Origin of the sequence: Helicobacter pylori (assembly GCF_001998165.1) — a bacterium.
Lineage (GTDB): Bacteria > Campylobacterota > Campylobacteria > Campylobacterales > Helicobacteraceae > Helicobacter > Helicobacter pylori_DL.
Genome location: NZ_MTWR01000037.1, coordinates 1 through 15,613, shown reverse-complemented (window position 1 = coordinate 15,613; position 15,613 = coordinate 1). Strand labels below are relative to the sequence as shown.

Genomic DNA, 15,613 nt, shown 5'->3' with positions numbered 1-15,613 from the left:
CTAAACTCAAGCGTTCTTAATGTAATGCAGAGCGATTTTGAGCGCATTAGTGGCTGCCCCCACTCTTAATTGATCCGCCACGCAAAAGCCGTGCAAAGTTTTCTTATCAAACAAATCCTTCCTCAAGCGCCCAATAAAGGCGCTATCCGTGTTACTCGCTTTTAAGGGCGTGGGGTAGAGATTATGGCTAGGATCATCGCAAACAACCACGCTAGGGGCGTTTTTTAAAACTTCATAGACTTCTTTAAGATCGAATTCTTTTTCAAAAGCGATACTCAAACTTTCGCTATGACTCCTCAATACCGGCACGCGCACGCAAGTCGCGCTGATGGGGAAATCCACGCCCATGATCTTATGGGTTTCATGCACCATTTTTAGCTCTTCTTTCGTGTAGCCATTCTCATTAAAAGTATCAATATGAGCGATCGCATTGAAAGCGATCGGGTAAGGGAAAGCTCCGGCTTGCAAGATTTGGTTTAAATCAATAGCGGGGTCTTTTTCCAAACACTCTAATGCGGTTTTTAGCTCATTTTTTAAACTCGCTATGCCCTTATTCCCTGCCCCACTCACGGCTTGATAGGTGCTAACAATCACGCTTTTTATCTTAAAATGGAGATGTAGGGGGTTTAAGATTTGCGTCATTTGAATGGTGGAGCAATTAGGGTTAGCGATGATATTTAAAGGAGCGTTAAAAATTTCTTTAGCGTTGATTTCAGGAACGACTAAAGGCACATCTTTATGCAATCTAAAAAAGCTCGTGTTATCAATCACTAGGGCCGTTTTTGAAGCGCTTGTGGCAAATTCTTCGCTCACGCTCCCCCCAGCGCTAAAAAAGGCGATGTCTATTCTTTCTTTTTCAAAAACTTCATGCGTGGTTTCTAAAATTTCATAGTCTTTATTGAAAGCTTTGATCTTTTTACCAGCACTCCTAGCGCTAGCGAGCGGGACAAATTTTTTAATCGGGAAAGAAGAATTTTCTAAACCCTTAATCAGCTCTTGGCCTACCGCCCCACTGGCCCCAACAATAGCGACATTATAAGTCTTCATCGTTTTCTCCAATGATTTCAAGGGCTTTTAAAAAACTCAAGCAATTCAACTGCATGCCTGAATGCATGTTTTTCAAGCTTAGAGTTTCGCTTTTAAATTCTTCTTCGCCAATGACAGCCACAAACTCATGCCCTTTATGGTTGGCATAAGAAAAGGGTTTTTTGATTTTTTGAGCTTCTGGATAGACTTCGCTAAAAATCCCGCTTTGCCTTAAAGACTCCGCTAAGCGGTTTGCATAAGAAAAATACTCTTCATGCATGCAAGCGATTAAGACTTTAGCTTGGGTGGAGCGCTCATCTAGTAATTGCATTTCACTCAAAGCCACAATCAATCGGTCAATCCCAATAGAAGCCCCCACCCCTTGTAAATTCTCTTTAGAAAAATTTTGAGTCAAATGATCGTAACGACCCCCTGAACACACGCTCCCTAAAGACTTCATGCCATTAAGCGTGGTTTCATACACAATCCCTGTATAATACCCTAATCCCCTAGCGATAGAAAAATCAATTTTATACAGGTTTTGAGAAATTTGCAAATCCCCTAGCAACTGGTATAGCCTTTCTAAATCCTGTATGCCCTTTTTTAGATTTTCATTATAGTCTTTCAAATAAGCAATTTTTTCAAAAAATTCCGCATGGCTCAAATCGTTTTGTTTGATTTGAACCATTTCTAAAAGCTCTTTAATGGTGTTTAAATCTAAATCGCACTCTTTTTTTAATTCTTCTTCAACCCCATTTAGGCCAATCTTTTCTAATTTATCCACAATACGCAGTGCTTCATTCACTTGAGAAACGCCAAAATATTCGCATATCCCGTTCAAAATTTTTCTGTGGTTGATAGAGACGCAAAAATCTTCTAAATCCAAGGCTTTTAAAGAAGCGACAATCACTTGAATGATCTCAGCATCGCACACCAAGCTTTCGCTCCCTATAAAATCAAAATCGCATTGCGTGAATTCCCTGTAACGCCCTTTTTGCGCCCTTTCGCCCCTAAAGACATTGCCTATAGCGTAGCGTTTAAAGGGCATGCCTAGCGTTTGGTGGTGCAAAGAAACAAAGCGGGCTAATGGCACGGTCAAATCAAACCTTAAAGCCACATCCCTATCCCCATGATCTTTAAAACGATAAATTTCTTTTTGAATATCACTGCTCGCATCAGGCAATAACACCTCAGCGTATTCCAAATGAGGGGTTTCAATCGGCACAAAACCAAAACTTTGAAACACGACTGAAACTTTAGAAAGCAACTGGGCTTTTTGTATCGCATCTTTAGGCAAGCGGTCTTTAAACCCGCTCAACACTTTAGGGGTGATCATTCCATTTCCTTGTATTTGTATGCTAAAATTTTAGCTTAAAATCTTTAAAAAAGGGCTATTGATGAGCGTAAATGCGCCCAAACGCATGCGTATTTTATTGCGTTTGCCTAATTGGTTAGGCGATGGGGTGATGGCAAGCTCGCTTTTTTACACCCTTAAACACCACTACCCTAACGCGTGTTTTATCTTAGTGGGCCCACAAATGACTTGCGAACTTTTCAAAAAAGATGAAAAAATAGAAGCCGTTTTTATAGATGACACCAAAAAATCCTTTTTCAGGTTGCTAGCCACTCACAAACTCGCTCAAAAAATAGGGCGTTGCGATATAGCGATCGCATTAAACAACCATTTTTATTCCGCTTTTTTGCTCTATGCGACAAAAACGCCTGTTCGCATCGGTTTTGCTCAATTTTTTCGTTCTTTGTTCCTTAGCCATGCGATAATTTCTGCCCCTAAAGACTATCATCAAGTGGAAAAGTATTGCTTTTTATTTTCGCAATTTTTAGAAAAAGAATTGGATAAAAAAAGCGTTTTACCCTTAAAACTGGCCTTTAACCTCCCCACTCACACCCCAAACACCCCTAAAAAAATCGGCTTTAACCCTAGCGCAAGCTATGGGAGCGCTAAAAGATGGCCAGCTTCTTATTACGCTGAAGTTTCTGCTACTTTGTTAGAAAAAGGGCATGAAATTTATTTTTTTGGGGCTAAAGAAGACGCTATCGTTTCTGAAGAGATTTTAAAACTCATCAAAGGTTTATTAAAAAACCCTTTATTATTCAATAACGCTTACAATCTGTGCGGGAAAACAAGCATTGAAGAATTGATAGAGCGCATCGCTATTTTGGATTTATTCATCACTAACGATAGCGGTCCTATGCATGTGGCTGCTAGCACACAAACCCCCTTAATCGCTCTTTTTGGCCCCACTGATGAAAAAGAAACTCGCCCCTATAAAGCTCAAAAAACGATCGTATTGAACCACCATTTAAGCTGTTCGCCCTGCAAGAAACGAGTTTGCCCTTTAAAGAATGAAAAAAACCATTTGTGCATGAAATCTATCACGCCCCTTGAAGTCTTAAAAGCCGCTCACACTCTTTTAGAAAAGCCTTAACGCCTTTTATGTGCTTTTTAAAAAACACAGCCGTATTGACAAAATTCTAGCATATAAAAGATTCAAACTTCACTTTTAAAGGCACAAAAAGAGCGATAAATCCTATCAAGGGTTTTACAAAATGGTAAGAAAAATTATAAGATAGTATCTAAAGAAGCGTTTTTAAAAACGCTTCTTTAGAGTCAAAGCCATTAGGCCACTGAGTTTTTAGGTTTTTTGGCGTCTTTTTTATCTTTGTGAGCCACGACTAATTCTGTGCTAAATTTAGGTTTTTTGGCGTCTTTTTTATCTTTGTGAGCCACGACTAATTCTGTGCTAAATTTAGGTTTTTTAGCGTCTTTTTTATCTTTGTGAGCGTATGCAGAACTCACTGCCAAAACCGATAACAAAACACCTGTCAAGATTTGCTTTTTCATACGAAAACTCCTTGTGATGATTTTAAAAGCGAGAGAATTATATTTCTCAAAAGTAAATGAATAGAAACCAATCAAATTTTTGATTGGTTTGGTGGTTTTGCTACCTTAAAAAAACTACAATACAAAAAACTTGATAAATTATCTTTGGTTTTAGAAAGTTTGACATAAAATTAAGATTACGGTTATACTGAAAAAACAATATGAAATCAAGGAGTTTGTATGCAACAGCGTCATTTAGGCCCTTTAAAAGTGAGCGCATTAGCTCTAGGGTGCATGGGCATGACTTATGGGTATGGGGAAGTCCATGATAAAAAGCAGATGGTTAAACTTATCCATAAGGCTTTGGAATTGGGTATTAACTTTTTTGACACTGCAGAGACTTATGGGGAAGATAATGAAAAGCTTTTAGGCGAAGCGATCAAGCCTTTTAAAGACAAGGTTGTGGTAGCGAGCAAGTTTGGGATTTACTACGCAGATCCTAATGACAAATACGCAACCATGTTTTTAGACTCCAGTCCTAACCGCATTAAGAGCGCCATTGAAGGGAGTTTGAAACGCTTAAAAGTAGAATGCATTGATTTATACTACCAACACCGCATGGATACTAACACACCCATAGAAGAAGTGGCAGAAGTTATGCAAGCTCTTATTAAAGAAGGAAAAATTAAAGCTTGGGGGATGAGTGAGGCAGGGTTATCTAGCATCCAAAAAGCCCATCAAATTTGCCCTTTAAGCGCGTTGCAGAGCGAATATTCCTTGTGGTGGCGCGAACCTGAAAAAGAGATTTTAGGTTTTTTAGAAAAAGAAAAAATTGGCTTTGTTGCTTTTTCGCCTTTGGGTAAGGGGTTTTTAGGCGCGAAATTTGAAAAAAATGCCACCTTCGCTAGTGAGGATTTTAGAAGCGTTTCTCCTAGGTTTAATCAAGAAAATCTAGCCAAAAATTATGTCTTGGTGGAATTAATCCAAGATCATGCACACGCTAAAGGCGTTACACCAGCCCAACTGGCTCTCTCATGGATTTTACACACGCAAAAAATCATTGTCCCTCTCTTTGGCACCACCAAAGAATCCAGGCTCATAGAAAATATAGGGGCTTTGCAGGTTTCTTGGAGTCAAAAAGAATTGGAGATTTTCCAAAAAGAATTGACTGCAATCAAAATAGAAGGGGCCCGCTACCCTGAAAGAATCAATGAAATGGTGAATCAATAAAAGTATTGGGTATTTATAATTGCATTGGCTCTTTTAAAAGAGATTGAGCGTTATTTTCTGTTTGTCAGTGTGTTTTTATCCCCCTGACAAACTTTTTAAGGCATTTTAACAAGGCTTTGTTTTAATAAAAAATTGATTATAAAAATTTGAAAAATACCAAAAAGCGTTTTTTAAGATTGAATACAAAAGAGCTTGTCGTTAGTCAAGCGGAATTTCTTGTAAGGCGGTCTATGAATTAGGGGATTTTTAAAGAGCATTGCTACAAAACACCCCCTAACCCCTTAAGAAAACGAATTCCACCATGAAATAAAATCTAAAACGATTAAACGAAGCAACCAAAAACCCCATTTTTAAAAATTAAAAAGTTTTAGTTACTCCTGTTTGACAAGACATAGAGCCAAAAATCAATCTTATAGCAAAAAAGGTAATTAGAGAGATAAAAAGGGATAAAAACACCCAAAAAGCCTTTTTAACCCAAAAGAGAAAAAATTTAAACAGCACCTATAACACCCCCTAAAAATAAGAGAGCGTTATAATTAAATCAGCCTTTGCGTTTTTCTACAATTTCCTTAGCGATATTGCTAGGCACTTCGCCATAATGATCAAACTCCATAGAGTAAGTCCCACGCCCTTGAGTGGCTGATCGTAAATCTGTGGAATAGCCAAACATTTCCACCAACGGCACAAAAGCATTCACGATTTTCAAGCCTAATCTATCGTCCATAGAATTGATTTGCCCTCTTCTTCTGTTTAAATCGCCAATCACATCGCCCATGTATTCTTCAGGGACTTCCACTTCCACTTTCATCATAGGCTCTAGTAAAACCGGGTTAGCCGCGCGACTCGCTTCTTTAAACGCCATAGAGCCAGCGATTTTAAACGCCATTTCCGAAGAATCCACATCATGGTAGCTCCCATCATAAAGGATAACTTTAAAATCCACCACCGGATAGCCCGCCAAAACGCCATTTTGCATCGCTTCTTGGATACCCTTATCCACCGCAGGGATATATTCTTTAGGGATCACGCCCCCAGAAATTTCATTCACAAATTCATACCCACTGCCAGGCTCTTTAGGCTCAAGCTTGATAAACACATGCCCGTATTGCCCACGACCACCGCTTTGCTTAGCGTATTTATGCTCTTTGCTCACGCTTGAGCGGATAGTTTCTCTAAAGGCGACTTGTGGCTGACCGATTTCGGCTTCCACCTTAAATTCTCTTTTCAATCTATCCACGATGATTTCTAGGTGCAATTCACCCATACCACCGATGAGGGTTTGCCCGGTTTCTTCTTGAGTCATCACCCTAAAACTTGGATCTTCTTCAGCGAGCTTGCCTAACGCTACGCCCATTTTTTCTTGGTCTGCTTTCGTTTTAGGCTCCACAGCGATGTGAATGACTGGCTCAGGAAATTCCATTCTCTCTAGAACAACCGCATTTTTTTCATCGCAAAGCGTGTCCCCAGTTAGCGTGTCTTTTAAGCCCACAAACGCACAAATCTCACCCGCATAAACTTCTTTAATGTCTTCCCTCTTATTGGAATGCATTTTAAGGAGTCTTCCCACGCGCTCTTTCTTGTCTTTGGTGGAGTTATACACATAACTACCAGACTCTAGCTTGCCGCGATACACGCGCACAAAAGTGAGTTGGCCCACAAAAGGATCCGTCATGATTTTAAACGCCAAACCGGCAAACTCGCCATCATCGCTGGATTTCACAAAAACTTCTTCTTCGCTCTTTGGATCAATCCCCTTAATATCCACAACCTCTGTGGGTGCTGGCAAGTAATCAATCACCGCATCCAATAAAGTCTGCACGCCCTTATTTTTAAAAGAAGAACCACAAAGCATGGGGACAAGACCCATGTTTAAACAACCTGTTTTAATGCCCTTTTTGATCTCTTCAACGCTTAATTCCTCACCTCCCAAATACTTTTCCATTAAGGCTTCATCTTGCTCGGCTACGGCTTCTACAAGCTTTTCTCGGTATTCTTTAGCCTTTTCTAACAAATCGCTAGGGATTTCTTCCACATCGTATTTGGCTCCCATGGTTTCATTATTCCAAACAATCGCTTTCATTTGGACTAAATCAATCACGCCAATGAAAGTGTCTTCAGCCCCGATAGGGATATTAATAGGCACAGGATTAGCTTTCAAGCGAAGCTTAATCTGGTTTTCTACATTATAGAAATTCGCCCCAATCCTATCCATTTTATTGACAAAAACAATCCTAGGCACGCCGTATTTATTCGCTTGACGCCACACGGTCTCGCTTTGAGGCTGCACACCCCCAACCGAGCAAAACACCGAAACCGCACCATCCAGCACGCGCATGGATCGTTCCACTTCAATAGTGAAATCCACATGCCCTGGAGTGTCAATCAAATTGATTTGGTGATCCTTCCAAAAACAAGTCGTTGCTGCAGAGGTGATAGTGATCCCTCTTTCTTTTTCTTGCTCCATCCAATCCATTGTCGCCGCGCCGTCATGCACTTCGCCAATCTTATGGCTCACGCCTGTATAGAATAAAATCCTTTCAGAAGTGGTGGTTTTCCCGGCATCAATGTGAGCGGCGATACCGATATTCCTGATCCTGTTTAATGGGGTTTTTCTAGCCATTCTAACTCCAATTACCAGCGGTAGTGCGCGAACGCTTTATTCGCTTCTGCCATTTTATGCACATCTTCTTTTTTCTTAAAAGCTGCGCCTTTATCGCTAGCCGCATCCATAAGTTCGTTAGCCAGTCTATCCACCATCATTCTTTCATTGCGTTTTCTGGTCGCTTCTAAAATCCAACGAATAGATAGCGACTGCTGGCGGCTCGCTCTCACTTCTACCGGCACTTGATAGGTAGCCCCACCCACTCTTCTGCTGCGCACTTCCACTAAAGGACGCACTCTTTCTAGGGCTTTTTCAAACACTTCAATCCCTTTTTCACCGCTTTTTTCTTCAATCTTATTAAAAGCTTTGTAGATGATTTTTTCCGCTACGCTTTTCTTGCCGTCGAACATCATCTTATTGATAAACTTGGTAACCACTTTGTTCCCATAAACAGGATCGCCCAAAACCTCCCTAACGGGTGCTTTTCTTCTTCTCATGTTTTTATTTTCCTCTTATTTTTTCTTGTTGTCTGTTGCTTTCTTGTCGGTTGCTTTAGCTTTTTTAGTCCCGTATTTAGAGCGTGAAACCGTTCTTTTATTGACCCCTGCAGTGTCTAAAGCGCCACGAACGATGTGGTATTTCACACCGGGTAAATCCTTAACCCTACCCCCACGCACTAACACAATGGAGTGTTCTTGCAAGTTATGCCCTTCACCAGGGATATAACTGATCACTTCAAATTTACTGGTCAAACGGACCTTAGCGACCTTTCTTAAAGCCGAGTTAGGCTTTTTAGGGGTAGTCGTATAAACCCTAGTACAAACCCCTCTTCTTTGAGGGCATTCCACTAATGCAGGTGATTTCGTTTTTTTAACCACCTTTTTCCTTTCTTTTCTAATCAACTGATTGATAGTAGGCACTATTTTTCCTTATTCTAAAAATTTAAAACTAAAAGTTCCCCCATTTTACCCTAATTTTTCTTTTAAAAATCTTAACCGATTTTTTATATCAAAATTTAAGGCCATCTTCAAGCGCTCTCAGCACGATTTTTTTATTCTTATACATGCCTGTTCCCACAGGGATCATCCTCCCCAACACCACATTCTCTTTCAAATCCTCTAAAAAGTCTTTTTTCATCGCAATACTGGCTTCTGTTAAAACTTTAGTCGTTTCTTGGAAAGAGGCTGCTGAGATGATGCTATCGCTCCCAATAGCCGCTCTAGTGATCCCTAAAAGCACCGGTTCAGCAATCGCTGGCTCGCCTTTTAAAGCGATCACACGAGCGTTTTCTTCTTTGAAGAGTTTTTTACTGACTAAATCCCCTTCAATAAACTTGCTATCCCCGCTGTCTAAAATACGCACTTGCCTTAGCATTTGAGAAACAATGATTTCAATGTGCTTGTCGGCAATGCTTACCCCCTGCCTGCGATACACTTGCTGGACTTCGCTCACAATGTATTTATAAAGCTCTTTTTCGCCGCTGATCCTTAAAATATCATGGCTTGAAACCACCCCATCCGTCATCGCCTCTCCCGCATGCACAAATTCATCGGCATGCACTAAAATTTGCTTGCCCTTATCCACAAAATAATCTGTGAGACGACCATCTTTGGAAGTTACGATGATGTGTTCTTTATTACGGATAGATTTACCAAAACTCACAATCCCATCAACCTCAGAAAGAATCGCCACATCTTTAGGTTTAGGCTTTCTCGCTTCAAAGAGTTCAGAAACCCTCGGGAGACCTCCGGTAATATCCCTAGATTTAACGGTCGCTTTAGGGATTTTCGCTAACACTTCAGCCTGCTCCACGCTAGAGCCATCGCTAATGGCGATAGAAGTTTTTGGCTCTAGGAAATAACGCGCTTCTTCGCCATTAGCCCCCTCTAAAAACAAGCTTGGTTTGTACCCGCTTGGAATGTAATCATTCACCACTAGGCTTGTGATACCGGTATTTTCGTCTTCTTTTTCAGCGACCGTAACCCCTGCGATAATATCCACAAAACCCACCTTACCTTTAAAGTCCGCAATGATAGGGGTGTTGTAAGGATCCCATGTGGCAATCGTTTTGAAAGTGTTAGTCGTGGGTTTAGAAATCACGCTATTAGCGCTCACTTCACTATTATCATCAATCAAGATCTCAGAACCCCTAGCGATATAATGGCGAGCGGCTTCCCTACCATTATCATCAGCTATCACCGCAAACAAGCCTTTTTCGCTCACAATATCGCCCTTCTTGATCCCATGGGTGCGCTCCAAGTGATTGGCTTCTAAAACATAGTATTTGATTGCGCCTTTTTCTTTGGCATACACATCTTGCGCAATAGGGTCATTATCCTTGACTAGCAATTCGCTCGCGTAAGGGATGCGATTAGGCACATTCCAGCCCTCTTGGATAATATCAGCGATACTTCCTCCCTTATGCACCTTATACCCGCTAGCATAAGGCAAATACACTTTCCCCTCAATCTTACCGCCAACGCCGGCTAATTCGCTCGGCTTGACAATATCGCTTCTTCTTAAAACGAACTTAGCTTCTTGATCGCCATTTTTCACGCTCACAACGACTTCTTCATAAACCGTTTCAATGCGTAATTCCCCATCAAAAGGCGCTTTAATCTTAGGCTCTACCACTAAAATAGAAGCGTTACGGCGGTTAGCGATAATGTTTTTACCCTCTTTTTTCGTGTAAGTCCTAAGGTTATAAAAACGCACAAAACCTTCTTTGCTCGCCACGATTTCACGCTCATCCTGACTCCTGCTCGCTGTCCCGCCCACATGGAAAGTCCTTAAAGTGAGCTGCGTTCCAGGCTCCCCAATAGATTGTGCGGCTACCACGCCCACCGCTTCACCTGGATAGCTCATCTTGCCTTCGCCCAAATTCAAGCCATAGCATTTCGCGCACACGCCCTTTGGCGCTTTACAAGTTACTGGGGTGCGGATCGTAATGGATTTAATCCCAGCTTCAACCACCTTTTTAGCGCCCTCTTCATCAATCAAAGTGTCCGCATAAAGCAAGATTTCATTCGTAATGGGATCGATCACATCTTCTAATAAAACGCGCCCAAAAATACGCTCTTCTAAAGGTTCAATCAGCTCACTCCCCACCGCAATATCCGTGATTTCAATCCCTTCATGCGTGCCGCAATCATCAGAAACCACCTTGACATTTTGCGAAACATCAATGAGCTTTCTGGTCAAATACCCCGCATTGGCTGTTTTTAGCGCTGTATCCGCTAAGCCCTTTCTAGCGCCATGCGTGGAGTTAAAGTATTCTAAGACATTCAACCCCTCTTTAAAGTTAGAAATAATGGGCGTTTCAATGATGCTGCCATCTGGCTTTGTCATAAGGCCCCTCATCGCTGAAAGCTGACGGATTTGCGCCGCGCTCCCCCTTGCGCCACTATCTGCCATCATATAAATAGAGTTAAAGCCCTCTTTATCTTGCGCGATAGCGCTCATCATTTCTTTACTCATTTTGTCATTGACTTCAGTCCAAGTGTCAATGATCTTATTGTAACGCTCTTGGTCAGTGAGCAACCCTTGATCGTATTGTTGCTGGATTTTTTTAACCTCTACTTTGGCTTTTTCCACCATTTTTTGCTTGTCTTTTGGCGTGATAATATCCTCCATAGAGATAGAAATACCAGCCTTAGTCGCATACCTAAAGCCAAGCGTTTTTAAATTATCCAAAAAGGTTGCAGTAATGCCAATACCACCGACTTTATGCACATAATCCACAAGCACGCCAATATCTTTTTTCTTCATGGGTCTGTTCCACAAATCAGTAGGGATAAAATCAGGCAAAATGGACTTAATGATCATGCGCCCCGCGCTCGTAGCGATAATATTCCCTTGATCTAAAACCCTAATCTTTGCGTGGATGTCTAATTCTTTCGTGTCAATAGCGGTGATGATTTCATTCACGCTAGAAAAAAGTTTATGCTCGCCCTTGACCCCGCTCTTTTCTAAAGAAAGATAATAAAGCCCTAAAACCATATCCTGGCTAGGAATGGCTACGGCTTTACCGCTAGCGGGCAAAAGGATATTCATAGAGCTTAGCATTAGCACCTTGCATTCAGCGATCGCTTCCTGGCTTAAAGGCACATGCACCGCCATTTGGTCCCCGTCAAAGTCGGCGTTGAACGCTGAACACACTAACGGGTGCAATTGGATCGCTTTGCCGTCAATAAGCTTTGGATGGAACGCTTGAATGGATTGCTTGTGCAAGGTAGGAGCGCGGTTGAGTAGCACCGGATACCCCTCTGTGATTTCTTGCAAGCACTCCCACACTTCATTGCTTTTTTGTTCAATCATGCGTTTAGCCTGTTTGAGCGTGGTGGCATAGCCTCTCTCTTCAAGCTTGGATAATAAATGCGGTTTGAAGAGTTCCAACGCCATGTTTTTAGGCAATCCGCACTCGTCCATCTTGAGGTTTGGCCCAACCACAATCACGCTTCTGCCTGAAAAGTCCACGCGCTTACCTAAAAGATTTTGCCTGAAACGCCCTTGCTTGCCTTTAATGATTTCGCTGAGCGATTTTAAAGGGCGTTTGTTAGCCCCTTTAACCGCATTGGTGCTGCGGCCGTTATCAAAAAGCACATCCACGGCTTCTTGCAACATCCTTTTTTCATTGCGCACAATGATTTCTGGCGCCCCAAGCTCCATTAGGCGTTTCAAGCGTTGGTTACGATTGATGACACGACGATACAATTCATTCACATCGCTGACCGCAAACTTCCCGCCATCTAGCGCGACTAAAGGCCTTAAATCCGGTGGCAATACCGGTAAAACCGTGAGCATCATCCATTCAGGCCTGTTACCAGAATTTAAAAAGCTTTCTACCACTTTCAAACGCTTAATGAGTTTTTTCTTTTTCGCATCAGAATTAGTGTCTTTCACTTCTTCTTTCAAACTCTGCAATAAGGTGATCAAATCAATTTCTTCTAACAAATCCTTGATCGCTTCGCCACCCATTTGCGCTACAAATCCCCTATCTTCGTATCTTCGTGAGATATTTTGATACTGCTCTTCATTCAAAATATCGTATTTCATCACAAGCTTAGTGCCTTCATTGTCATAAGCGGCTTCGCCTGGCTCTTTAACGATATAAGCTTCATAATACAGCACGCGCTCTAAGTCTTTCATCTTAACGCCTAAAAGCGTGCCGATACGGCTAGGCAAGGAATTGACATACCAGATATGCGCTACAGGAGTGGCCAATTCAATATGCCCCATTCTAAAACGCCTGACTTTGGAGTGCGTGATCGCCACGCCGCATTTTTCGCATGTGCCAATGTCTTTGAAGCGAGGCTTTTTGTATTTACCGCACAAGCATTCATAATCTTTAGTGGGGCCAAAGATTTTCATGCAAAACAAGCCGTCTCGTTCAGGTTTTAGGGTGCGATAATTGATCGTTTCTGGCTTTTTAACTTCCCCATAACTCCAAGAATGGATTTTTTCAGGGCTGGCTAGAGTGAGCTGGAAAGAGCTAAAGTCTTTAGGCCTGTCATCTTCTTTAATGACAATGGGTTTAGGCGCTCCATCTTCATCCACATCGTCCCCAAAAATATTAATATCCAAAGCGAGCGATTGCAATTCTTTAGTCAAAACATAGAAAGTCTCAGGGATTTCACTCTCACCCACTTGCTCACCTTTAGCGATAGCCCTATAAGCGTTCTCTCTGCCTCTAATATCATCGGATTTAATGGTAAGCATTTCTTTTAGAGTGTGCGCTGCACCATAAGCTTCCAAGGCCCACACTTCCATTTCCCCAAACCTTTGACCCCCAAAGAGCGCTTTACCCCCCACAGGCTGGTGCGTTACCAAGCTATAAGGGCCTGTGCTTCTGGCATGGACTTTTTCATCCACTAAATGGTGGAGTTTGATCATATACATATAGCCCACATTCACGCGCTCCCTCATTTTTTCGCCTGTGCGCCCGTCATACAGATCCATTTTGCCATCCATAGCGATCTTGGCTAATTCAAATAGCTTATAAAATTTTTCTTGCGAGATGCCTTCAAACACAGGGATAGCCATCTTAACGCCCTTGCTCCAATCTTTAGCGTATTCCAAAAGCTCTTCATCAGAACAACTCTCAAGAACATGGATTGTCAAGGGGTCTTTTTCATTAATGGCGTTAGCGATTTCTAGCATTTTAGCGCGCAATTCTTTGGCAAAATCTTTGGTTTTATCCTCTAGCATGCTAGCGATTTGTTTCCCAAATTCTTTCCCCACTAAGCCTAAATGCATTTCTAAAATCTGCCCGATGTTCATGCGGCTTGGCACGCCTAAAGGGTTTAAGACAATATCTACAGGCTCGCCATCAGCGGTATAAGGCATATCCGCAACCGGCACGATATTAGACACAATCCCTTTATTCCCATGCCTTCCTGCCATTTTATCGCCCACTTTAAGCTTTCGTTTTGTAGCGATATAGAGCTTGACTTTTTTGATCACGCCATTAGGCAAAATATCATCTTTTTCTAAAATAGAAAGCTTTTCTTCATGCTCTTCGCCCAAGACTTTCTTTTGCTCTAAGAAATTGTTTTTAGTGATTTCATAGTGGTTTTGCACTTCTTTAGAATACTTTTTCACCAAACTGGCCAAAGTGAAGCGGTTGATTGAAGCGATTTCTTCTTTAGGGATTTGATCGCCTTCTTTATAATCCTTGCCATTATGGCTGAAAGGCTCTTCTAAAATCGCTTGAGAAAGGAGCGAGCTAACGCGCAACAATTCTTCTCTATTGAGCATGGTCAAGCGGTCAAAATGCTCCATATTAAGCTTGGCTTTTTCTTCTTCATACGCGCTCAAAACCCGCGCGTCTTTCTCATAGCCTTTTTTAGTGAAGACTTTCACATCAATCACCGTGCCTTCCAAACTTGGAGGGCAATACAAACTCTTATTGACCACATGCCCGGCTTTATCCCCAAAAATAGCCCTTAAAAGCCGCTCTTCAGGCGTGCTTTTAATCTCGCCTTTAGGAGAAGTCTTGCCCACTAAAATCATGCCAGCGCTCACATAAGTGCCCACTTTAACGATCCCGCTTTCATCAAGATGAGCGAGTGCTTCTTCTTTCACATCAGGAATGTCAGCGGTAAATTCTTCCACGCCATGCTTAAGCTCCCTAGCATCCACTTCTTTTTCATAAATGTGGGTGGAAGTGAAAATATCATCTTTAGTGATGCGCTCACTCACCACGATCGCGTCTTCAAAGTTATAGCCATTCCAAGGCATGAACGCCACGCGCACATTTTTCCCCAACGCTAACTCGCCCCTATCCATGCTAGGGCCATCAGCGATGATTTGCCCGGCTTCCACTTTATCGCCCACTTTAACGATAGGGACTTGATTGAAGCTAGTGTTTTGGTTGGTGCGCAAGTTTTTCTGCAAAGAATACGCGTCAATATAGGCTTCTTCTTTGCCTTCGCCTAAAATGTAAATGTTTTTAGAATCAATTTTTTCTACAACGCCTGCGCGATTGGCCTTGATCGCTCCCCAAGAATCCCTAGCGATAATTTTTTCAATCCCTGTGCCTACAATGGGAGCGTCGCTTCTTAATAAAGGCACGGCTTGGCGTTGCATGTTAGTCCCCATTAAGGCGCGGTTGGCGTCATCATGCTCTAAGAAAGGAATGAGCGATGCGGCGACCCCTACTAGCATGCTAGAGCTTAAATCCATTGCGTTAAACCCAGCAAGCGCTACAATATCGCCCGCATAAGCGTTTTCAATCTCAGTCCTAGCCAGCCCTAAAAAGCCTATAAGCTTAGTGATACGGCCATTTTCTTTACTCCCATCGCTTTTCATCAACAGCACGCTTTCATTCTTTTTAACCGAGCCATTAAACACTCTAGCGATACCGATTTTACCCACATAATTGTCATAATCAAGCGTGAAAATTTGCATTTGCA

The 15,613-nt window shown here is 42.0% G+C and carries 9 protein-coding genes; 2 read left to right on the top strand and 7 right to left on the bottom strand.

Features of this window, described 5'->3' with window-relative positions; all coding sequences use genetic code 11:
- Window positions 1-6: 6 nt before the first annotated feature.
- Complete coding sequence (gene asd, locus BZK24_RS05085) at window positions 7-1,047, bottom strand: aspartate-semialdehyde dehydrogenase (protein WP_077656773.1); 1,041 nt, start codon at window positions 1,045-1,047, stop codon at window positions 7-9.
- Window positions 1,034-2,362: a histidine--tRNA ligase gene (gene hisS, locus BZK24_RS05080; RefSeq protein ID WP_077656772.1), complete on the bottom strand. Its 1,329-nt coding sequence runs from the start codon at window positions 2,360-2,362 to the stop codon at window positions 1,034-1,036. Before hisS ends, asd begins: the two co-directional genes overlap by 14 nt.
- 61 nt (window positions 2,363-2,423) lie before the next feature.
- Here hisS and waaF point away from each other — a divergent pair, with 61 nt between their 5' ends.
- Window positions 2,424-3,473: a lipopolysaccharide heptosyltransferase II gene (gene waaF, locus BZK24_RS05075; RefSeq protein ID WP_077656771.1), complete on the top strand. Its 1,050-nt coding sequence runs from the start codon at window positions 2,424-2,426 to the stop codon at window positions 3,471-3,473.
- Window positions 3,474-3,664: 191 nt separating this feature from the next.
- Here the strand turns inward: waaF and BZK24_RS05070 are convergent, their stop codons facing one another.
- Entirely contained in the window at window positions 3,665-3,889 is a 225-nt protein-coding gene (locus tag BZK24_RS05070; RefSeq protein WP_000744178.1) for a hypothetical protein, read from the bottom strand.
- A 219-nt stretch (window positions 3,890-4,108) separates the two neighbouring features.
- Here BZK24_RS05070 and BZK24_RS05060 point away from each other — a divergent pair, with 219 nt between their 5' ends.
- A complete protein-coding gene (locus BZK24_RS05060) occupies window positions 4,109-5,098 on the top strand; it encodes an aldo/keto reductase (protein WP_077656770.1) in 990 nt (329 codons plus the stop codon).
- Between the two features lie 541 nt (window positions 5,099-5,639).
- Here the strand turns inward: BZK24_RS05060 and fusA are convergent.
- The 4 genes from fusA to rpoC form a co-directional block, all read right to left on the bottom strand.
- Window positions 5,640-7,718 carry an elongation factor G gene (fusA, locus tag BZK24_RS05055; RefSeq protein WP_000101815.1) on the bottom strand — a complete coding sequence of 693 codons (2,079 nt, stop codon included), beginning with the start codon at window positions 7,716-7,718 and terminating at the stop codon, window positions 5,640-5,642.
- A gap of 11 nt (window positions 7,719-7,729) precedes the next feature.
- Window positions 7,730-8,197, bottom strand: coding sequence for a 30S ribosomal protein S7 (rpsG, locus tag BZK24_RS05050; protein WP_001254357.1), 468 nt, complete (start codon window positions 8,195-8,197; stop codon window positions 7,730-7,732).
- Between the two features lie 15 nt (window positions 8,198-8,212).
- Window positions 8,213-8,620 (bottom strand): 30S ribosomal protein S12, encoded by a 408-nt coding sequence (gene rpsL, locus BZK24_RS05045; protein WP_001142321.1) that lies wholly within the window; start codon window positions 8,618-8,620, stop codon window positions 8,213-8,215.
- A gap of 88 nt (window positions 8,621-8,708) precedes the next feature.
- Window positions 8,709-15,608 carry a DNA-directed RNA polymerase subunit beta' gene (gene rpoC / locus BZK24_RS05040; protein ID WP_424677880.1) on the bottom strand — a complete coding sequence of 2,300 codons (6,900 nt, stop codon included), beginning with the start codon at window positions 15,606-15,608 and terminating at the stop codon, window positions 8,709-8,711.
- Between the last annotated feature and the right edge of the window lie 5 nt (window positions 15,609-15,613).

Coding starts and splice junctions, on each gene's coding strand:
- BZK24_RS05070 (WP_000744178.1), bottom strand. CDS start 3,889: ATGAAAAAGCAAATCTTGACAGGTGTTTTGTTATCGGTTTTGGCAGTG.
- rpoC (WP_424677880.1), bottom strand. CDS start 15,608: ATGCAAATTTTCACGCTTGATTATGACAATTATGTGGGTAAAATCGGT.
- BZK24_RS05060 (WP_077656770.1), top strand. CDS start 4,109: ATGCAACAGCGTCATTTAGGCCCTTTAAAAGTGAGCGCATTAGCTCTA.
- asd (WP_077656773.1), bottom strand. CDS start 1,047: ATGAAGACTTATAATGTCGCTATTGTTGGGGCCAGTGGGGCGGTAGGC.
- waaF (WP_077656771.1), top strand. CDS start 2,424: ATGAGCGTAAATGCGCCCAAACGCATGCGTATTTTATTGCGTTTGCCT.
- hisS (WP_077656772.1), bottom strand. CDS start 2,362: ATGATCACCCCTAAAGTGTTGAGCGGGTTTAAAGACCGCTTGCCTAAA.
- fusA (WP_000101815.1), bottom strand. CDS start 7,718: ATGGCTAGAAAAACCCCATTAAACAGGATCAGGAATATCGGTATCGCC.
- rpsG (WP_001254357.1), bottom strand. CDS start 8,197: ATGAGAAGAAGAAAAGCACCCGTTAGGGAGGTTTTGGGCGATCCTGTT.